Below are 19,510 nucleotides of genomic sequence, written 5' to 3' on the forward strand. Positions count from 1 at the left end.
GCGTGGCGTCGTCAGCCAATCCGGCTCCGCCACCCTGGTGTTTGCCGACATCGACCCGGTGACGCGCAAAGGATACGGCCCAGGCACGCGCGACTTTCATGGCGCAGATGCAGGCATTGGGGGGTCGGGATCGGCTATCACTACCCACCGATTCACCTGTTGAGCCTTTACCGCGAGCGCGGTTTTAAGGAGGGCATGTTCGCGGCGATGAGCAAAGCCGTCTTGCGGTCTTGACTCAGCCTTTGCAGGCGCTGCCGCAGGCTGCGATCTTTTGATTTTAAAAACAAAAGCAAAAGATCGCAGCCTGCGGCAGCTCCTACGGGGGGCGAGTATTACTCGCCGATGGCGGCCTTGTAGCCGGCGGCATCCAGCAGTTTTTCCAGATCGGCGGTGTTGCTTGGCTTGAGCTTGAAGATCCACGCGCCGTACGGGTCGCTGTTGAGCAGTTCCGGCGAAGCGCTCAGATCTTCGTTGACCGCGATCACTTCACCGGCAATCGGGGAGTAGATATCGGAAGCGGCTTTAACCGATTCAACGACACCAGCCTGATCTTCAGCGGCAAACACGTTACCGACTTCAGTCAGCTCGACGAACACCACATCACCCAGCGCTTCCTGCGCGTGATCGCTGATGCCCACGGTGACGGTGCCATCGGCTTCCAGACGTGCCCATTCGTGACTTTCGGCAAAACGCAGGTCGGCAGGGATATTGCTCATGTTCTGTGTCCTCAGGAAATTGTCAGCGGTCGTTAACCGCTGGAAAAGATTAGATCAAGGTTTTGCCGTGGCGTACGAAGGTCGGTTTGACCACCCGGACCGGGTACCACTTGCCACGAATTTCCACTTCAGCGCGGTCTGCAGTTGCCATCGGCACGCGCGCCAGTGCTATCGACTTGCTAAGCGTAGGAGAGAAACTACCACTGGTGATCTCCCCTTCGCCAACATCGGCGATGCGCACGACCTGATGAGCGCGTAAAACACCGCGTTCCTCAAGGACCAGACCGACCAGTTTGTGCTGTACACCAGCGGCTTGCTCGGTTTCCAGGGCCTTGCGCCCGATGAACTGCCGGGTGGCAGGTTCCCAGGCGATGGTCCAGGCCATATTGGAGGCCAGGGGTGAAACATCCTGCTGGATATCCTGACCGTAAAGGTTCATGCCGGCTTCGACCCGCAAGGTATCCCGCGCGCCAAGACCGATGGGAGAAATCCCGGCACCGACCAGATCGTTGAAGAACCCGGGTGCCTGATCCGCCGGCAGAATGATTTCCAGGCCGTCTTCGCCGGTATAACCGGTGCGCGCGATGAACCAGTCACCATCGGGCAGGCCTTCGAAGGGTTTGAGGAGCTGGATCAGATTGCCGCGGGACTGGTTGACCAGCTCGGCAATTTTTTGCCGGGCGTGAGGCCCCTGGATGGCCAGCATCGCCAACTCGGAACGCTCGCGAAGCTGCACGTCGAAACCGTCGAGATGCGCTTGCATCCAGGCCATGTCCTGATCGCGGGTGGAGGCATTGACCACCAGGCGATAGCCCTCGTCGAGACGGTAGACGATCATGTCGTCGACGATGCCGCCCTGTTCGTTGAGCATGGTGCTGTATAACGCACGGCCGGGGCTGTGCAGGCGTTCGACATCATTGGCCAGCAAATGCTGAAGCCAGGCTTTGGCCTGGGGGCCGCCGACGTCGATAACGGTCATGTGGGATACATCGAAGACACCGCAATCGCGGCGCACCTGATGGTGTTCCTCGACCTGCGATCCATAATGCAGAGGCATGTCCCAACCGCCAAAATCGACCATCTTTGCGCCGAGCGCGAGATGAAGGTCATACAGAGGCGTACGCTGTCCCATGGGTTTCTCCTTCCGGGCGTGGCGAAGGTGCGGGCAAGTGCTGCACGGACTGAATGCCTTGAAACAAAAGGCCTTTAGCCGATTTCAGCTACCTGGTCTGTCAGACGGACCGCACCGAATGCCGCGCATTGTAGCCGCAAGGTGTAGGACTGACACCTAGCTGTTTCGATGCGCTGAGCGCCGGATCAATCCGATGACCGGCAGCAGCCCGACCAGCACCAGGGTCAACGCTGGCAAAGATGCCCTCGCCCATTCTCCTTCGCTGGTCATTTCAAAGATCCGCACCGCCAGCGTGTCCCAGCCAAACGGGCGCATCAGCAGGGTCGCGGGCATTTCCTTGAGCACGTCGACGAACACCAGCAGCGCCGCGCTCAAGGTGCCGGGCAACAACAACGGTAGATACACTTTGAAAAACAGTCGCGGCCCACTGACGCCAAGGCTACGTGCCGCTTCGGGCAAAGATGGCCGTATACGCGCCAGACTGCTTTCCAGTGGTCCGTAGGCCACCGCAATGAAGCGCACCAGATAGGCCAGCAACAACGCTGACAGACTGCCCAGCAGCAGCGGCTTGCCCGCGCCACCGAGCCAGCTCGAGAGCGGGATCACCAGCTCGCGATCCAGGTAACTGAACGCCAGCATGATCGACACCGCCAGCACCGAGCCCGGCAAGGCGTAACCCAGGTTGGCCAGACTGACCCCGGAACGAATGACCCGGGTGGGCGCCAGGCGTCGGGCAAACGCCAGCAACAAGGCGACGCTGACGGTGATCAACGCCGCCATCGCCCCCAGGTACAAGGTATGGACGATCAACCCGGTGTAGCGCTCGTCGAGATCGAAGCGCCCGCGCAGCCAGAACCACACCGCCAATTGCAGCATCGGGATAACAAAAGCGCAGGCAAACACCAGACCGCACCAGGTCGAGGCCGCCAGTGCCTTGAAGCCCCGCAGGTGATACAGCGCCTTGACCCGTGGCCGCTCGTTGCCCGCCCGGTTGGCCCCGCGAGCACGCCGTTCGCCGTAGAGCACGAGCATCACCACCAGCAGCAACAAGCTGGCCAGTTGCGCGGCGGAAGACAGACTGAAAAAACCGTACCAGGTCTTGTAGATGGCCGTGGTGAAGGTATCGAAGTTAAACACCGACACTGCGCCGAAATCCGCCAGGGTTTCCATCAGCGCCAATGCCACGCCCGCACCGATGGCCGGCCGCGCCATGGGCAATGCCACACGCCAGAACGCTTGCCAGGGCGATTGACCCAGGACCCGCGCCGCTTCCATCAGGCCTTTGCCCTGGGCGAGGAAGGCCGTGCGGGCCAGCAGATACACATAGGGATAGAAAACCAGCACCAGCACCACAATCACCCCGCCCGTGGAGCGCACGCGCGGCAGTCGCAGACCGCTGCCTAACCATTCGCGCAGCAGGGTTTGCACGGGCCCGGCAAAATCCAGCAGGCCGACGAAGACGAAGGCCAGCACATAGGCCGGAATCGCGAAGGGCAACATCAGCGCCCAGTCCAGCCAGCGCCGGCCGGGGAATTCGCAAAGGCTGGTAAGCCAGGCCAGGCTGACACCCAGGACTGTCACACCGACACCGACGCCTAGCACCAGGGTCAGGGTATTACCCAGCAAACGCGGCATCTGTGTGTCCCATAGATGGGACCAGATCTGTTGATCGATGATTTGCCAGGAAAGCAGCAGGACGCTCAGGGGCAACAGGACCAGCGCAGCAATGGCGAAGACGACGGGATACCAGCGGCGTTGGGCAGGGTGGGCCACAGGCTTGGTTCTCTACTATTAATGGGTGAAATCGACACTGTAGGAGCGAGCTTGCTCGCGAAAAACGTCAACGATAACGCGGGGAGTCTGACGATCCGCGGTGCCCTGACGTTCATCGCGAGCAAGCTCGCTCCTACAGAGTCAGAAGCGCGCAACAAAAAAACAAACGCCCCGCATAGGCGGGGCGCAGTATATCGGGCAAATCAGTTCCAGCCAGCCTTGTCCATCAGGCGAATCGCCTCAGCCTGGCGTTTGCCGGCGATTTCCACAGGCAAGGTATCAGCGATGAACTTGCCCCATGCGGCGACTTCAGCCGATGGCTGTACGGCCGGGTTGGCCGGGAACTCCTGGTTCACGTCGGCAAAGATCTTCTGCGCTTCAGGCGTGGTCATCCACTCCACCAGGGCCTTGGCCGCTTCCGGGTGTGGCGCGTGTTGGGTCAGGCCGATACCCGACAGGTTGATGTGTACGCCACGGTCGGCCTGGTTCGGCCAGAACAGTTTCACCGGCAGATCCGGCTTCTGCTTGTGCAGGCGGCCGTAATAGTAGGTGTTGACGATGCCGACATCGCACTGGCCGGCATTGATCGCTTCGAGCACCGCGGTGTCGTCGGAGAATACGTCAGTGGACAGGTTTTTGACCCAGCCCTTGAGGATTTCCTCGGTCTTGCCGGCGCCGTGCACTTCGATCATGGTCGCGGTCAGGGACTGGTTGTAGACCTTCTTCGCCGAACGCAGGCACAGGCGGCCTTCCCATTGCTTGTCGGCCAGTGCTTCGTAGGTGGTCAGTTCGCCCGGCTTCACACGGTCAGTGGAGTAGGCAATGGTCCGCGCCCGCAGGCTCAAGCCGGTCCAGGCGTGGGAAGCTGCCCGGTACTGCAGCGGAATGTTGGCGTCGATGGTTTTCGAGGTGAACGGCTGGAGGATGCCCATCTGCTCGGCTTGCCAGAGGTTGCCGGCATCGACGGTCAGCAGCAGGTCGGCCGGCGTATTCGCGCCCTCGGCCTTGAGCCGCTGCATCAGCGGCGCTTCCTTGTCGGTGATGAACTTCACCTTCACGCCGGTCTTGGCTGTGTAGGCATCGAATACTGGCTTGATCAGCTCGTCGATACGCGAGGAGTAGACCACCACCTCGTCAGCAGCCTGGGCGGCGGTGCTGCCAATCAGGGTCAGGGCCAGTGCAGTCAGTAGACGCTTCGGTGCCAACATGGGAGCGGTCTCTCGATTGGAAAATGAGATCAAATGATAAGGACTCACATTTAGCTTCTCAATCGAAGCTGTTCGCGGAGGAGTTACCGGATGTTGCACCGCCTGGAATTTGTGGTGCTTGTGCTGACACCTTCGCGGGCAAGCCCGCTCCCACAACGTTCACAATTCCCGTGCCCAAAGCGATACCTGTGGGAGCGGGCTTGCCCGCGAAGAGGCCAGTAGCCGCTATGCAGAACTCAGGGCTTGGCCAGCGCCGGCAAATCCCCGGTCAACCCCAGCGCTTCACGCACGAACAAGGCCTTGGCCTCGGGCATCTTCTCAACCATTTTCAACCCGGTATTACGCAACCAGCGCACCGGTAACGGATCCGCCTGGAACAAGCGCTCGAAGCCCTCCATCGCTGCCATCAGTGCCAGGTTGTGGGGCATGCGCCGACGCTCGTAACGGCTGAGGACTTTCACATCCGCCAGGCGTTCGCCACGGGTTGCCGCTTGCAGCAACACTTCGGCCAGCACGGCGGCATCGAGGAATCCGAGGTTCACACCCTGCCCGGCCAACGGGTGAATGGTGTGGGCCGCGTCGCCGATCAACGCCAGGCCTTGCGCCACATAACGCTTGGCATGCCGCTGGCGCAGGGGCACACACAGGCGCGGGTCGGCGCTGAGCACTTCACCGAGCCGCCCCTCAAAGGCTCGCTCCAGTTCCTTGCAGAAACCCTGGTCATCCATCGCCATCAAGCGTTCGGCTTCGCCGGGCGTGGTCGACCAGACGATCGAGCACCAATCCTGTTCGCCGTCGCGCTCCAGTGGCAGAAACGCCAACGGACCGTTGTCGGTGAAGCGCTGCCAGGCCGTCATCTGATGCGGCTTGGCGCAACGCACGCTGGTGACGATGGCATGATGCAGATAATCCCATTCGCGGGTCGCGACCCCGGCCAGGCGCCGCACGGCCGAGTTGGCGCCATCCGCTGCGATCACCAGCGGTGCACGCAGGGTGCGGCCATCGGCCAGGGTCAGCAGCCAGTCATCGCCGGAGCGGCGCATCTGTTCCAGCCGTGCATTGGCCAGCAACCCCAGGTCACAGTCGTGCAGGCGCTCGAGCAAGGCATCCTGGACCACTCGGTTTTCGACGATATGCCCCAGCACCTCGGCATGCACGCTGGTCGCCGAGAAGTGGATTTGCCCGGTGCCGCTGCCATCCCAGACCTGCATGTCGGTGTAGGGGCTGCTGCGCCGCCCGGCGATGCCGTCCCAGACGCCAAGGCGTTCGAGGATCCGTTGGCTCGCAGCCGACAAGGCGCTCACCCGCGGCTCAAAAGCGGCCTGAGCGTTGAAGGGTTTGACACTCATGGGGCTGCCGTCCAGCAGCAGGACTTCCAGCCCGCTGTTCTGCAACGCCAGCGCCAGGGCGCTGCCGACCATTCCGGCCCCGACAATCAGCAGATCTGCGCGCATTTCCATGCTTTAAGCCTGTCTCTCTTGCGGCTTGAGCCGCACGTAAAGGGTTTTCCCGACTCGCGCCACCAGGTGGCCGACGCCGTCATGAATGTCGACCTGCAAGTGCGGCAGGTTTTTTATCAATCGTGCCTTGCCAAATCGGCGGTTCAACCAGCTAGGCATCCGGTCGCGTCCCCAGCCCCATCGCCTGTCGGGCAAACCAGCGTTTGGCCGGTGGCAGCAGGTCGAGGCCGAGCAAGCCGATGTTGCGACCCAGGGACACCAGCGGCTGGGTACTGCCGAACAGGCGCGTGACCTGATCGGAGAAGCCCACGGTGAGGTCCTGGTCGAGACGCTGACGTTCGCGATAGGCCTGCAAGGTGGCAAAGTCGCCCAAGGGCTTTTCGCTGGCGAGCAAGGCATCGGCCAGGGCCTGGGCATCGCGCAGGGACAGGTTGAACCCCTGGCCGGCAATCGGATGCAAGCTGTGCGCCGCGTTGCCGAGAATCGCCAGATGCGGGCGCACCTGTTCCTCGGCCTCGACCAGTGTCAGCGGATACAGGTGTCGTGCACCGACCTGCTTCAACGTACCAAGGCGATAACCGAAGACACCCTGCAATTCACTGAGGAAACTGCGCTCATCGAGGGCCGCCAGGCGTTGCGCGTCCATGCCCAGACGGGTCCAGACCAGAGCACAGCGGTTTTCCGGCAGCGGCAGCAACGCCATTGGGCCTTCGTCGGTGAAACGCTCGAAGGCCATGCCGTTGTGAGCCTCGCTCGGGGTGATGTTGGCGATCAGCGCGCTCTGGTTATACGGACGCTTGCGGATGCCGATCCCCAGTTGCTCGCGCAGGCCGGAGCGGCCGCCGTCAGCGAGTACCGCGAGGTCGCACTCAAGGGTGGTTTCATCATTGAGGGTCAGGCGATAGCCATCGGTCAGCGGCTCCATGCGGGTGACTTCCGCCGGGCAACGCCAGCTGATCACGTCCTTGTCCAGGCCTTGCCACAGGCATTGGCCGAGCCAGGCGTTTTCAACGACATAACCCAGCGCTGGAACCCCCTCTTCCATCGCCGACAACCGCGCCGTCGAGAATCGACCACGGTCGGAAACATGAATCTGCTTGATCGGCTCGGCGCGGCGGGAAACTTCCTGCCAGACGCCCAGGCGTTGGTAAATCTGCCGCGAGCCAAAGGACAGCGCCGAAGAACGAGCGTCGTAACTCGGTTGATACGTATCCCCCGGGGCGAACGGCTCGATCAGCACGATCTTCCAGCCTCGGGCCTTGGCGCCGGCCTGCAAGGCCAGCGCCAGACTCGCACCGACCAGCCCGCCACCAATGATTGCCAGGTTGACTCGACTCATGCCGCCTGTGTCCGTGCTTGCGCCATCAGGGCCTCGATTTCGCTGACGGTTTTCGGCACGCCGCCCGTCAATATTTCACAGCCGGTTCTGGTGACCACTACGTCGTCCTCGATGCGCACGCCAATGCCGCGCCATTTCTTCGCCACACTCTGGTTGTCCGGAGCAATGTAGATCCCCGGCTCCACGGTCAACGCCATGCCGACCTCCAGTACGCGCCACTCGCCGCCGACCTTGTATTCGCCGACATCGTGCACATCCATACCCAGCCAATGGCCGGCGCGGTGCATGTAAAACGCCTTGTAGGCTTCACTGGCGATCAGTTCGTCAACCTCACCCTGGAGCAACCCCAGCTTGACCAGCCCGGTCGTGATGACCCGGACCGTGGCCTCGTGCGCCTGGTTCCAGTGTTTGTTCGGGGCGATTTCGGCAAAGGCGGCTTCCTGAGAGGCCAGCACCAATTCGTAAATCGCTTTCTGTTCCGCTGAATACTTGCCGCTGACCGGAAAGGTCCGGGTGATGTCGCTGGCGTAGCAGTCGATCTCGCACCCGGCGTCGATCAGCACCAGGTCACCGTCCTTGAGCAGCGCGTCATTCTGCTGGTAATGCAGGATGCAGCTGTTGCGCCCCGCCGCGACGATCGACCCGTAGGCCGGCATCTTCGCCCCGCCCTTGCGGAATTCGTAATCGAGCTCGGCTTCCAGGCTGAATTCGTGCAACCCGGCGCGACAGGCCTGCATTGCCCGTACGTGCGCCTGGGCGGAAATCCGCGCCGCCTCGCGCATCACTTTCACTTCTGCCGCCGATTTATACAGGCGCATGTCGTGCAGCAGATGATCCAGGGCAACGAATTCGTTCGGCGGCTGGGCACCGAGGTTGGCCTTGGAGCGGATCACGTTGATCCATTCCATCAGGTGGCGGTCGAATTCGGGGTTGCTGCCCATGGCCGAATACACCCGGTCACGGCCTTCGATCAGGCCCGGCAGGATGTCGTCGATATCGGTGATGGGAAAGGCGTCGTCGGCGCCGAAGTCGCGAATCGCGCCTTCCTGCCCGGCACGCAGACCATCCCACAATTCGCGCTCGGCGTTGCGCTCGCGGCAGAACAGGATGTATTCGCCATGCACGCGACCCGGCATCAGCACCAATACCGCCTGAGGTTCAGGGAAGCCGCTGAGGTACTGGAAGTCGCTGTCCTGGCGGTAGACGTGCTCGACGTCGCGGTTACGAATGGCCACCGCGGCGGCGGGCAGGATGGCGATGCTGTTGGGTTCCATCTGCGCCATCAGGGCCTTGCGGCGACGGCTGTATTCCGATTTAGGGATGTGGATCATGGGCAGATGGCGTTCCCTGGCAAACGATTAGTGCAGCGACGGTTTGGCGGCGGCCGGCACGTCTTTCTTGGTCTCGGAGAACAGCAGCAGCGGCGCGACGCGCAGGTACTCCATGACTTCCATATAGTCGTTTTCGCCGTCGTCGGACTCTTCCAGCGCATCTTGCACCTGGGAGATGGCCGCCAGATCCTGAAGCACTTCAGTGGCCTCGGTGCTCAGGGCGCTGCTGTCACGGCAGTTCAAGCCGAAACCGCTGAGGAAACCCTGGCACCATTGGCCCAGTGCGGCGGCACGTTCGGTGAGCGGGGCGTCGTCGGTCGGCAACAGCAGAACGACGGTCACGTCATCGCCGGTGAGCTCGCCTTTTACCATCTCTTGCAAGCCGATCAGGGCGTTGCGAACGTTGTCCTGCGGCTCGCTTTCGAGCAATTCGGCGGCATCGATCAGCCAGCCTTCGGCATCGAAACCGGCGCCGGCGCAACTGCGGCCGAGCAGCAGGCCGTGCAGTTCAGCAGGCGAGACGTTGTGGCCGCTGGAAGTCAGCAGGGTGGCGAAGCCTTGGTACGGGGAATTCTGAATGGTCATGGGCAGCTAGGCGCCAGACGGCGCTATGTCTAGAATGAAGGCCTTGTATCCTACATCGACTACCCCTGTAGGAGCGAGCTTGCTCGCGATGAACCCGAGAGCGCCGCGGGTTGTCAGGGACCCAGCGTTATCGTTGGCGACCATCGCGAGCAAGCTCGCTCCTACAGTCCAACACCCATCAGACAGTGAAGACAATGGAAGACACCGACCTGCAAGCGCTGATGGCCAGACTCGAATTGCTGATTACCCGAGTCGAGCAACTTAAGAGTCAAAATGGACTCTTACTAGCTCAGGAAAAGACCTGGCGCGAGGAACGCGCGCATCTCATTGAAAAAAACGAAATCGCCCGGCGTAAGGTCGAGTCGATGATTTCGCGCCTCAAGGCCCTGGAGCAAGACTCATGAGTTCAAGCAATAGCGTCACCGTGCAGATTCTCGACAAAGAGTATTCGATCATCTGCCCTCAGGAAGAGCGCAGTAACCTGGTCAGCGCCGCCCGTTATCTGGACGGCAAGATGCGCGAAATCCGCAGCAGCGGCAAAGTCATCGGCGCCGACCGTATCGCCGTGATGGCTGCGCTGAACATCACCCACGACCTGCTGCACAAGGAAGATCGCCCGGACGTTCAAGTCAGCGGCTCGACCCGTGAGCAAGTTCGCGACCTGCTCGATCGCGTCGATCTGGTCCTCGCGACCGATCCGGACGTCACCAAAGGCTGATTCGCGTCGCCGCTTGCGGTATACTGCCCTCACTCCCTGGGGTGTTTGCCAGTTGGCGATGTCCCTGAGCCGATTTGCTATACCCTGGAGGTTGCACGTTGGGCTGGTGTGCATGTCCGCTAGACGGAAAGCCTTAAAGCCTACTGCATCTTCCACCTTGAACTTTCGGGTTCAAGGGCTAAGTCGACAGCGACACATTCGGGGAGCCTGATTCCAGTCCAATGCCGGTTTAAATACCGGCATTGGCGTTTTTGCGGGTACGCTTTGTGTACCCGTCCTGCCGAAGTCCGAATCCATGACCGAACCTGCGCTGCTTCCCCGCCCGCAACTTCGACGCATGCTGCGCAAGGCCCGTCGCGCACTGACACCCAGTCAGCAGCGCCAGGCCGCTCGCGGGCTGTACAAGCAATTGGCCCAGCAACCGCTGTTCCGCCGCGCCAGACACATCTCGCTTTATCTGCCGACCGACGGTGAAATCGATCCGCGCCTGTTGCTGCGTGCCGCACAGCGCCGGGGCAAGGCCACGTATCTGCCGGTGCTGAGTGCCTGGCCGCGAACCAAAATGGTGTTCCAGCGCATCCGGCCAGGGGAAAAACTCAAACCCAACCGCTTCCGCATTCTCGAACCTCGGGCCAACCTCGCCCGGCAACGCAGAATCTGGGCGCTGGACCTGGTGTTGTTGCCATTGGTGGGGTTTGACGATGTTGGCGGACGCCTGGGGATGGGCGGCGGCTTCTACGATCGGAGCCTGGCCTATCTGGCGCGTCGCAATGACTGGCGCAAGCCGACGCTGTTGGGGCTGGCCCATGAGTGTCAGAAGGTGGAACGATTGGCTCAGGCGAGCTGGGATGTGCCGCTGCAGGGAACGGTGACAGACAAGGCCTGGTATTACGCAGGCTAGGCGTCACTTCGATCAGCGACGCCGGGACAACAGGATCAGCGCTTGAAGGCGGTCGACTGTTGCTGCAACTGGGCGAGCTCGACCGGTGCATCGGTCTTGCTGGCCCACAGGCTTTGGGCATAGCCGGTGGTCACGACGCCAAGGCCAAATAAAATGACCAAAATCCATAGTAAATCCGGTTTGCGTTTCATCGATTGCCCCCCAAAGGCAGATCTACACGATGACAGCAGCGGTTTCCGTTTGTAGGCCGTGCAGCAGCGTCAAGCTTTAAAGGCCGGCATTTTGCGACAACGTGAACCGCTGCGCAAATGCTGACGTCAACCGACTGTCGGTTTGTCATAAAATTGCCGACAAGTTGCTCAATCACCACGCAAGGAGCAAAAGACATGGCCTATTGGCTGATGAAATCCGAGCCCGACGAACTCTCGATCAAAGGGCTGGAAAAGCTCGGCAAAGCGCGCTGGGACGGGGTTCGCAACTATCAGGCACGCAACTTCCTGCGGGCCATGGCAGTGGGGGATGAGTTCTTTTTCTATCATTCCAGCTGCCCGGAGCCGGGCATCGCCGGTATCGGCAAGATTGTCGAAGCCGCGTATCCGGACCCGACGGCGCTGGAACCTGAAAGTCATTACTACGACCCAAAGGCAACGGCGGAGAAAAACGCCTGGAGCGCGATCGATGTCGCCCATGTCGAGACGTTTGCCCGGGTGCTGAAACTGGATTACCTGAAGCAGCAGACGGCGCTGGTCGAATTGCCGCTGGTGCAGAAAGGTTCGCGACTGTCGGTGATGCCGGTGACGCCGGAGCAGTGGGCGGCGGTGATTGCTTTAAAGCCTTGAGTCGTTCACCGCCCGGACTGGCCTCTTCGCGAGCAAGTCGAATCGTCGCACCGCCGCTCCCACAGTGGATTTGTGTTGAAGCACAATCACATGTCCACCACAGAACCCTGTGGGAGCGGGCTTGCTCGCGAAGAGGCCGGTACAGGCGCCAGAAGACTTACTGGATGATCAGGTTGTTGAACAACAAATCCTCAACCACCGGCTTGCCGGTTTCGTCGCTCATCACCTGCTGGGTCTGTTTCAGGGCTTCCTGACGCAGCTTTTCCTTGGCCTCGACATTGTTCATCGTCTCGGTGGTCTGCTGGGCGAACAGCGCGACCAATTGATTGCGAATCAACGGTTCATTGGCCTTCACCGCCTTGGCAGCCTCGTCACCGGTCACCCGCAACGCCACATCAGCCTTGTAGACTTTCAGTTTCGGCGTGCCGTCCAGGCCGTAGTTGCCCACGAACGGCGGGCTCAGGGTGATGTAACTGACCTTCGGAGCGGTATCTTCTTTGGCTTCTTCGGCCACCGCTGCCACAGGCAGGGACAGGGCCAGCAACAACATGATCCACGCTTTCACAATTCACTCCTTATCCGGTTTGCGGCCTAGCATAACGACCCGCCATGCAAGCACAAGCTTATGGCTGACTATCAGGGCCGGGCATGCTCGTTGACCCTTCGACCCACACACCTACACTTATCGGCCATCACTCCCAAAGGAATAGCCCTGATGAAAGCCGTGCTGTGCAAAGCCTTCGGCCCTGCCGAATCGCTGGTGCTGGAAGACGTCGCCAGTCCTGTCGCGAAGAAGAATGAAATCCTGCTGGAGGTGCACGCCGCCGGGGTCAATTTCCCCGACACGCTGATCATCGAGGGCAAGTACCAGTTCAAGCCGCCCTTCCCGTTTTCTCCGGGTGGCGAAGCGGCCGGCGTGGTCCGCGAAGTCGGCGAGAAGGTCAGCCACCTGAAAGTCGGTGACCGGGTCATGGCCCTGACCGGCTGGGGCAGCTTTGCCGAACAGGTTGCCGTGCCGGGCTACAACGTGTTGCCGATTCCGCCCTCCATGGACTTCAACACCGCTGCCGCCTTCAGCATGACCTACGGCACCTCGATGCACGCCCTCAAGCAGCGCGGCAACCTGCAACCGGGCGAAACCCTGCTGGTGCTGGGTGCCTCCGGCGGTGTCGGCCTGGCGGCGGTGGAAATCGGCAAAGCCATGGGCGCCCGGGTGATTGCCGCGGCCAGCAGCGCGGAAAAACTCGCCGTGGCCAAGGCCGCCGGCGCCGATGAACTGATCAACTACAGCGAAACCAGCCTCAAGGACGAAATCAAGCGCCTGACCGACGGCCAGGGCGCCGACGTGATCTACGACCCGGTGGGCGGCGACCTGTTCGACCAGGCCATCCGCGCCATCGCCTGGAACGGCCGCCTGCTGGTGGTCGGCTTCGCCAGCGGGCGCATCCCCGAACTGCCGGTCAACCTGGCGCTGCTCAAAGGCGCGGCAGTGCTCGGCGTATTCTGGGGCTCCTTCGCCCAACGCCAGCCGCAGGACAATGCCGCGAACTTCCAGCAACTGTTTGGCTGGTTTGCCGAAGGCAAGCTGAAGCCGCTGGTGTCGCAGGTGTATCCACTGGGCAATGCAGCGCAGGCGATCAATGATCTTGGCCAGCGTAAAGCCGTCGGGAAAGTGGTGGTGCAGGTTCGCTGACCCCGGCAAAGAGCCCGGACCTCTGAGTCCAGGCTCTTTCCCTACAGTAACTGGCGGATATCTTCCGGCAAAAACCTTACATACCTGGAACCCGGGTTGTTCGAGCATTGCCTGATAATGATCGGCACCTTCCTGTTCATATCGGCGATCAATGACAGACGCCGTTCGGTCGGCAGTGTTGCCGTGGAAAACGCGTTCGACAGATAAGCCCGGATGTAATGGAAGGCGGCGGAATCAATCCACTTGTGCTCCGGGGCACGCGCCAATGCCTCATTGAGATCGCGGCATCTCAATGCCTTGAGCCACTGGTTGAGATGCAGCGGTAGATGCACATCGAACCTGAACATCATCGGCGCAACGACTTCCTGCTCCTCAGGCTTGTCACCCTCAACGGTCCATGGCTTGAACCGCCACTGCGCTATGGCGACTCTGGTCGCCTCGGCGAAATCAGGGTGATCGCTTTGCAAAATGCTCACCTTGCTGACCGAGCCGTTGGCATGTGCCATGAACCTGACCCGGACATTACCGGTGACTCCAGCCCGATGCAGCGCCGGTGGGTAAATCGGCTTGGGGTTGTTTTCCGGTATCAGGAACACCTCCCCTGCGCTGCTTTCAACAGACACAACAAACAACAGCACCACAAACAAAAACCACCGCATCCTCCTCTCCCTCGCACCTGAAACGCCACAACTGGCTGTACGGCAAAGGTTAAAGCTCAAGGGTGCTGCACTGAAGGTCACGGCTTCCGGTAACAGAGCAGGACATTTCCTAAAGAATTGCCCTACCCGGGACGGATCAGTCGCGTAAAGCATGGGTGGGTGATGCTTCCTACAACGCCCTTCACTTTCACCTGAGCGACATGTTCATAAAGGAATGCGCGATATCCAACATTTCCGCTGTTTTGCCGATGAGAACCGGTGCTATTTTCGGTAACGAAACTGTAACATTCGCAACCGCAGTCAAAACAAGAAATCTGGAGCTCTTGAATGTTTGCTTTCTTTCGTCCTGCCGCACATCAGGCTCCATTGCCTGAAGAAAAAATAGACAGCACCTACCGACGCCTGCGCTGGCAGATCTTCGCCGGCATCTTCATTGGCTATGCCGGTTACTACCTGCTGCGCAAAAACTTCTCCCTGGCCATGCCGTACCTGATCGACGAGGGTTACTCCCGCGGTCAGCTGGGTCTGGCGATGTCCGCCATCGCGATTGCCTACGGCCTGTCGAAGTTCCTCATGGGCCTGGTGTCCGACCGTTCCAACCCGCGTTTCTTCCTGCCGTTCGGCCTGTTGGTGTCGGCTGGCGTGATGTTCATTTTCGGTTTCGCGCCATGGGCGACGTCCAGCGTGACCATGATGTTCATTCTGCTGTTCATCAACGGCTGGGCGCAGGGCATGGGTTGGCCGCCGAGTGGCCGGACCATGGTGCACTGGTGGTCGCAGAAGGAACGTGGCGGCGTGGTGTCCGTGTGGAACGTGGCGCACAACGTCGGCGGCGGCCTGATCGGCCCGTTGTTCCTGATCGGCATGGGCCTGTTCAATGACTGGCATGCGGCGTTCTACGTGCCGGCAGCGGTGGCACTGGCGGTAGCGGTGTTTGCCTTTGTAACCATGCGCGACACCCCGCAATCGGTTGGCCTGCCGCCGATTGAGCAGTACAAGAACGACTACCCGGAAGGCTACGATGCCAGCCACGAAGAGGAATTCAGCGCCAAGGAAATCTTCGTCAAATACGTGCTGCGCAACAAAATGCTCTGGTACATCGCCCTGGCCAACGTCTTTGTCTATCTGCTGCGCTACGGCGTGCTGGACTGGGCACCAACCTACCTCAAGGAAGCCAAGGGCTTCACCGTGGATAAAACCTCGTGGGCGTATTTCTTCTACGAGTGGGCAGGTATCCCGGGCACCCTGCTGTGCGGCTGGATGTCGGACAAGATCTTCCGTGGCAACCGCGGCCTGACCGGCATGGTGTTCATGGCGCTGGTGACGGTCGCGACACTGGTTTACTGGCTCAACCCGGCCGGCAACCCGATGATCGACATGATCGCGCTGCTTTCAATAGGCTTCCTGATCTACGGCCCGGTCATGCTGATCGGCCTGCAGGCGCTGGAGTTGGCACCGAAGAAAGCGGCCGGTACGGCGGCGGGCTTCACCGGCCTGTTCGGCTACCTGGGCGGTTCGGTCGCGGCCAGTGCAGCGATGGGCTACACCGTGGACCATTTTGGTTGGGACGGCGGTTTCGTGCTGCTGGTGGGCGCCTGCCTGCTGGCGATGGCCTTCCTCGCCCCGACGCTACGCCACAAACAAGTCGCCAGTCAGGGCCGCGAAGCACTCGCTTGATCAGCCTTTGACTTACAGCGCTTGAGCCGCGCCTCCAGATTCCGGTCTGGCATGGCGTGGCTACGCAGGGCGTGCGCGGTCTGCTCGACATAATCGCGAGTGGTGCCGTAACGCCCGCAAGCGTTTTCGAACACATGGCTCAGCACATGGTCCGGCAGGTTGCCGGCATAACTGGGCAGATGTCGCTCCAGCACAAACCCCAAGGCCTGAACCTGGCTGCCATCTTCGAGTCGGCAGTTAAGCCAGTGCGGGCGGTAGGAAGGAAATGGCATCTCGCGCTGCCAAAGCGCGTACAGCGACGCTTCGAGTTGCTCTTCGGGCAAGCGATAGGCAAAACCGCTGCAAGAGCCACCGCGATCCAGGCCGAACACCAGGCCGGGCATTTCCGGAGTGCCGCGATGTTCGTGGGACCACAGATACAACCCGCGATGGTAGCCATGCACCCGGCCGCGAACCCGTTCAACCGCCGTGCATTCAGGCCGCCAGATCAGCGAGCCGTAGGCAAACAGCCACACCGGCCCACCCTTGTGACGGGCCATGGTCGACTGCATCGAGCTGAGCAATTGTTCGTGAGTGAGCTGCGGCCCCAGGTCGAGCCGCGGAGGGTAAGCCAGATTCAAAAAAGCAGATTCGATGGCGCTCATGGCGAATAGCGTTCAGCTCCCCGCGGGTGAAGAATTACTTAATAGAACGCACAGCTGTAACAATAAGGCACATATGTTTTAAGGCAATTTGAATGCCATGGCACAGTTCTTAATTAATTGCCTGACTGGAATATAACCTACCGGCATTTATATAAATTTATAAATACCGATGGGCTATATAGCGGGTTATAAACCTATAACCCTGTAGGAGCGAGCTTGCTCGCGATGGACTCAAGAACGCTGCGGGCAACCTGACTTCCCGCGTAATCGTTAACGACGATCGCGAGCAAGCTCGCTCCTACAGGGGGGTAGCATCAGGATCTGGGGGCGTAGGCAAACACATCGGCGCGCATCTGGTGGGCGTCCATTCCCGCTTCCACCAGCGCATCCAGCGTGCCGTAGACCATGGCCGGAGAACCACTGGCGTAAACGTGCAGTGGCTTGAGGTCCGGGAAATCTTCACAGACCGCTTCATGCAACATGCCGCAGCGCCCTTCCCAACCGCATTGATCACTGACGACCTTGTGCAGGAACAGGTTGGGTAGTTTCAGCCATTCGTTCCAGTGCTCGACTTGATAAAAGTCTTCCGGACGACGCACGCCCCAATACAAATGCACCGGATGCTTGAAACCCGTGGCCCGGCAATGTTCGATCAGGCCGTGGATCTGGCCCATGCCGGTGCCAGCGGCGATCAGCACGAGAGGGCCGTCCGGCAACTCCTCCAGGTGGGTATCGCCAAACGGCAACTCAACCCGCACCATGCTGTTGCGCTGGAGCTGCTCGATCAGGCTCAGCGCACTGGACTCGCGCGCCAGTACGTGGATTTCCAGATCGCGCCCCGCATGCGGTGCCGAGGCGAGGGAAAAGGCGGACTTTTCGCCGTTCTCGCGCTCGATCATCAGGTACTGCCCGGCGTGGTAGCGCGGCGGTTTGCCGGCCGGAGCCCGCAGACGCACGCGCCAGGTATCGCCGCCCACGTCCTTGCACTCAATGACCTGACACGACACGCTGCGCACCGGCAGTTCTCCCAAGGCGAGCACGCCATCCCACAGCACAATGCAGTCTTCCAGCGGCTCCGCTATGCAAGTGTAGAACTCGCCATGATCACGCACATTGCCGGCCTGCTCGACCCGACCTTCCACCAGCAGCGCCGCGCACACGTGGCAATTGCCGTTGCGGCAACTTTGCGGGCATTCGTAGCCCAGTCGTCGCGCGCCATCGAGAATCCGCTCGCCGGGCAATATCTCAAGCACTGCTCCGGAGGGCTGCAAGGTTACACGCATCAATCTATTCCTAACTGATTCCAGATGGCATCGATCCGCTGGGTCACCGCATCGTCCTTGACGATGACACGGCCCCACTCACGGGTGGTTTCGCCCGGCCATTTATGCGTGGCATCAAGGCCCATTTTCGACCCCAGGCCGGACACCGGCGAAGCGAAGTCCAGGTAGTCGATCGGCGTGTTGTCGATCATCACCGTGTCGCGCTTGGGGTCCATGCGCGTGGTGATGGCCCAGATCACGTCGTTCCAGTCCCGGGCGTTGATATCGTCGTCGGTGACGATAACGAACTTGGTGTACATGAACTGTCGCAAAAACGACCAGACACCCAGCATTACCCGCTTGGCATGGCCCGGATACGACTTCTTCATGGTCACGATGGCCATGCGGTACGAGCAACCTTCGGGCGGCAGGTAGAAGTCGGTGATCTCCGGGAACTGCTTCTGCAGGATCGGCACGAACACTTCGTTCAGCGCGACGCCGAGGATCGCCGGCTCATCCGGCGGACGGCCGGTGTAGGTGCTGTGGTAGATCGGTTTGATCCGGTGGGTGATGCGCTCGACGGTGAATACCGGGAAGCTGTCGACTTCGTTGTAGTAACCGGTGTGGTCGCCGTACGGGCCTTCATCGGCCATCTCGCCCGGATGGATCACGCCTTCGAGGATGATTTCGGCGGTGGCCGGCACTTGCAGGTCGTTGCCGCGGCACTTCACCAACTCAGTGCGGTTACCGCGCAACAGGCCGGCGAAGGCGTATTCGGAAAGGCTGTCGGGCACCGGGGTCACGGCGCCGAGGATGGTCGCCGGGTCTGCGCCCAATGCAACGGCAACAGGAAAGGGCTGGCCCGGATGCTTTTCGCACCACTCGCGATAATCCAGCGCACCGCCACGGTGGCTCAGCCAGCGCATGATGACTTTATTGCGGCCAATCACCTGCTGACGGTAGATACCGAGGTTCTGTCGGTCCTTGTTCGGCCCCTTGGTGACGGTCAGGCCCCAGGTGATCAGCGGCGCGACGTCGCCTGGCCAGCAGGTCTGTACCGGCAACTTCGAGAGGTCAACATCGTCGCCTTCGATGACCACTTCCTGGCAGATCGCGTCTTTGACCACCTTGGGCGCCATCGAGATGATCTTGCGGAAGATCGGCAGCTTGGACCAGGCATCCTTCAGGCCTTTCGGCGGCTCGGGCTCCTTGAGGAACGCCAGCAGCTTGCCGATCTCGCGCAATTCGCTGACCGCTTCCGCGCCCATGCCCAGTGCTACGCGCTCAGGCGTACCGAACAGGTTGCCGAGCACCGGAATGTCAAAACCCGTGGGCTTTTCGAAAAGCAGGGCCGGGCCTTTGGCGCGCAAGGTGCGGTCGCAGACCTCGGTCATTTCCAGTACTGGGGACACCGGAACCTGAATGCGCTTGAGTTCGCCGCGCTGTTCCAGCCCGCTGATAAAGTCGCGCAAGTCGCGATACTGCATGCGTAAGCCTCGTGTTGGCCGTGGCGTTCGGGGCAGGCAGTTTAGCGCCGAACCCTTCGGTTCAGAACCACGAACTGCCACCTGAT

At 60.9% G+C, this 19,510-nt stretch carries 20 protein-coding genes, 1 other RNA gene and 2 pseudogenes; 8 read left to right on the top strand and 15 right to left on the bottom strand.

Translation table 11 applies throughout. From position 1 onward, the window contains the following. Positions 1-68 precede the first annotated feature (68 nt). Positions 69-201: pseudogene (locus AC3WN7_RS06200) on the top strand (DegT/DnrJ/EryC1/StrS aminotransferase family protein); the annotation flags it as partial. Positions 202-332: 131 nt separating this feature from the next. Here AC3WN7_RS06200 and gcvH read toward each other — a convergent pair. The 9 genes and pseudogenes from gcvH to AC3WN7_RS06245 form a co-directional block, all read right to left on the bottom strand. Next, positions 333-716, bottom strand: a complete 384-nt coding sequence (gene gcvH, locus AC3WN7_RS06205; RefSeq protein ID WP_007978918.1) for a glycine cleavage system protein GcvH — start codon at positions 714-716, stop codon at positions 333-335. 49 nt (positions 717-765) lie between these two features. Beyond that, positions 766-1,848 carry a glycine cleavage system aminomethyltransferase GcvT gene (gene gcvT, locus AC3WN7_RS06210; protein WP_095964280.1) on the bottom strand — a complete coding sequence of 361 codons (1,083 nt, stop codon included), beginning with the start codon at positions 1,846-1,848 and terminating at the stop codon, positions 766-768. A 156-nt stretch (positions 1,849-2,004) separates the two neighbouring features. Next, complete coding sequence (locus AC3WN7_RS06215) at positions 2,005-3,621, bottom strand: ABC transporter permease (RefSeq protein WP_102673508.1); 1,617 nt, start codon at positions 3,619-3,621, stop codon at positions 2,005-2,007. Between the two features lie 203 nt (positions 3,622-3,824). After that, complete coding sequence (locus AC3WN7_RS06220) at positions 3,825-4,829, bottom strand: extracellular solute-binding protein (protein WP_015097299.1); 1,005 nt, start codon at positions 4,827-4,829, stop codon at positions 3,825-3,827. Positions 4,830-5,065: 236 nt separating this feature from the next. Continuing rightward, a complete protein-coding gene (locus AC3WN7_RS06225) occupies positions 5,066-6,283 on the bottom strand; it encodes a 2-octaprenyl-3-methyl-6-methoxy-1,4-benzoquinol hydroxylase (protein WP_172435672.1) in 1,218 nt (405 codons plus the stop codon). A 9-nt stretch (positions 6,284-6,292) separates the two neighbouring features. Then, positions 6,293-6,403: pseudogene (locus tag AC3WN7_RS06230) on the bottom strand (tetrameric acyl-CoA thioesterase); the annotation flags it as partial. 37 nt (positions 6,404-6,440) lie between these two features. Next, entirely contained in the window at positions 6,441-7,628 is a 1,188-nt protein-coding gene (gene ubiH, locus AC3WN7_RS06235) for a 2-octaprenyl-6-methoxyphenyl hydroxylase (protein WP_102673509.1), read from the bottom strand. Further along, positions 7,625-8,959: a Xaa-Pro aminopeptidase gene (gene pepP, locus AC3WN7_RS06240; RefSeq protein ID WP_095964284.1), complete on the bottom strand. Its 1,335-nt coding sequence runs from the start codon at positions 8,957-8,959 to the stop codon at positions 7,625-7,627. Before pepP ends, ubiH begins: the two co-directional genes overlap by 4 nt. Positions 8,960-8,986: 27 nt before the next feature. Next, on the bottom strand, positions 8,987-9,544 hold the full coding sequence (locus AC3WN7_RS06245; RefSeq protein WP_095964285.1) for a YecA/YgfB family protein: 558 nt from the start codon (positions 9,542-9,544) through the stop codon (positions 8,987-8,989). A 194-nt stretch (positions 9,545-9,738) separates the two neighbouring features. Here AC3WN7_RS06245 and AC3WN7_RS06250 point away from each other — a divergent pair, with 194 nt between their 5' ends. From AC3WN7_RS06250 to AC3WN7_RS06265, 4 genes are all read left to right on the top strand, one after another. Then, positions 9,739-9,948 (top strand): TIGR02449 family protein, encoded by a 210-nt coding sequence (locus AC3WN7_RS06250; protein WP_007982902.1) that lies wholly within the window; start codon positions 9,739-9,741, stop codon positions 9,946-9,948. After that, the gene (locus AC3WN7_RS06255) at positions 9,945-10,262 is read left to right on the top strand and encodes a cell division protein ZapA (protein ID WP_007978902.1); all 318 of its coding nucleotides are present in this window, start codon (positions 9,945-9,947) and stop codon (positions 10,260-10,262) included. The genes AC3WN7_RS06250 and AC3WN7_RS06255 overlap by 4 nt, the downstream gene beginning before the upstream one ends. Before the next feature lie 30 nt (positions 10,263-10,292). After that, positions 10,293-10,471: non-coding RNA, 6S RNA (gene ssrS / locus AC3WN7_RS06260), on the top strand. An 86-nt stretch (positions 10,472-10,557) separates the two neighbouring features. Next, a complete protein-coding gene (locus AC3WN7_RS06265) occupies positions 10,558-11,163 on the top strand; it encodes a 5-formyltetrahydrofolate cyclo-ligase (protein ID WP_007978899.1) in 606 nt (201 codons plus the stop codon). Positions 11,164-11,198: 35 nt separating this feature from the next. Here AC3WN7_RS06265 and AC3WN7_RS06270 read toward each other — a convergent pair whose 3' ends face one another. Then, entirely contained in the window at positions 11,199-11,354 is a 156-nt protein-coding gene (locus AC3WN7_RS06270) for a hypothetical protein (protein WP_007978897.1), read from the bottom strand. A gap of 195 nt (positions 11,355-11,549) precedes the next feature. On the opposite strand from AC3WN7_RS06270, the gene AC3WN7_RS06275 reads away from it, so the two are divergent. After that, on the top strand, positions 11,550-12,002 hold the full coding sequence (locus AC3WN7_RS06275) for an EVE domain-containing protein (RefSeq protein WP_095964286.1): 453 nt from the start codon (positions 11,550-11,552) through the stop codon (positions 12,000-12,002). Positions 12,003-12,159: 157 nt separating this feature from the next. On the opposite strand, the gene AC3WN7_RS06280 is transcribed toward AC3WN7_RS06275, so the two are convergent. Continuing rightward, positions 12,160-12,567: a flagellar basal body-associated protein FliL gene (locus AC3WN7_RS06280; RefSeq protein WP_095964287.1), complete on the bottom strand. Its 408-nt coding sequence runs from the start codon at positions 12,565-12,567 to the stop codon at positions 12,160-12,162. 150 nt (positions 12,568-12,717) lie between these two features. Here AC3WN7_RS06280 and AC3WN7_RS06285 point away from each other — a divergent pair, with 150 nt between their 5' ends. Beyond that, entirely contained in the window at positions 12,718-13,695 is a 978-nt protein-coding gene (locus tag AC3WN7_RS06285; protein WP_095964288.1) for an NADPH:quinone oxidoreductase family protein, read from the top strand. Between the two features lie 41 nt (positions 13,696-13,736). Here AC3WN7_RS06285 and AC3WN7_RS06290 read toward each other — a convergent pair whose 3' ends face one another. Then, positions 13,737-14,354, bottom strand: a complete 618-nt coding sequence (locus AC3WN7_RS06290) for an energy transducer TonB (RefSeq protein ID WP_102673510.1) — start codon at positions 14,352-14,354, stop codon at positions 13,737-13,739. Between the two features lie 327 nt (positions 14,355-14,681). Here AC3WN7_RS06290 and glpT point away from each other — a divergent pair, with 327 nt between their 5' ends. Continuing rightward, positions 14,682-16,031 carry a glycerol-3-phosphate transporter gene (gene glpT, locus AC3WN7_RS06295; RefSeq protein WP_015097309.1) on the top strand — a complete coding sequence of 450 codons (1,350 nt, stop codon included), beginning with the start codon at positions 14,682-14,684 and terminating at the stop codon, positions 16,029-16,031. Here the strand turns inward: glpT and AC3WN7_RS06300 are convergent. From AC3WN7_RS06300 to ubiD, 3 genes are all read right to left on the bottom strand, one after another. Beyond that, positions 16,007-16,675, bottom strand: coding sequence for a gamma-glutamylcyclotransferase (locus AC3WN7_RS06300; protein WP_007978886.1), 669 nt, complete (start codon positions 16,673-16,675; stop codon positions 16,007-16,009). The genes glpT and AC3WN7_RS06300 overlap by 25 nt on opposite strands. Positions 16,676-16,989: 314 nt before the next feature. Beyond that, on the bottom strand, positions 16,990-17,958 hold the full coding sequence (locus AC3WN7_RS06305) for a CDP-6-deoxy-delta-3,4-glucoseen reductase (RefSeq protein WP_102673511.1): 969 nt from the start codon (positions 17,956-17,958) through the stop codon (positions 16,990-16,992). Next, a complete protein-coding gene (ubiD, locus tag AC3WN7_RS06310) occupies positions 17,958-19,424 on the bottom strand; it encodes a 4-hydroxy-3-polyprenylbenzoate decarboxylase (RefSeq protein ID WP_095964291.1) in 1,467 nt (488 codons plus the stop codon). Before ubiD ends, AC3WN7_RS06305 begins: the two co-directional genes overlap by 1 nt. Positions 19,425-19,510: the final 86 nt, after the last annotated feature.

The organism is Pseudomonas sp. FW305-70 (assembly GCF_058783925.1).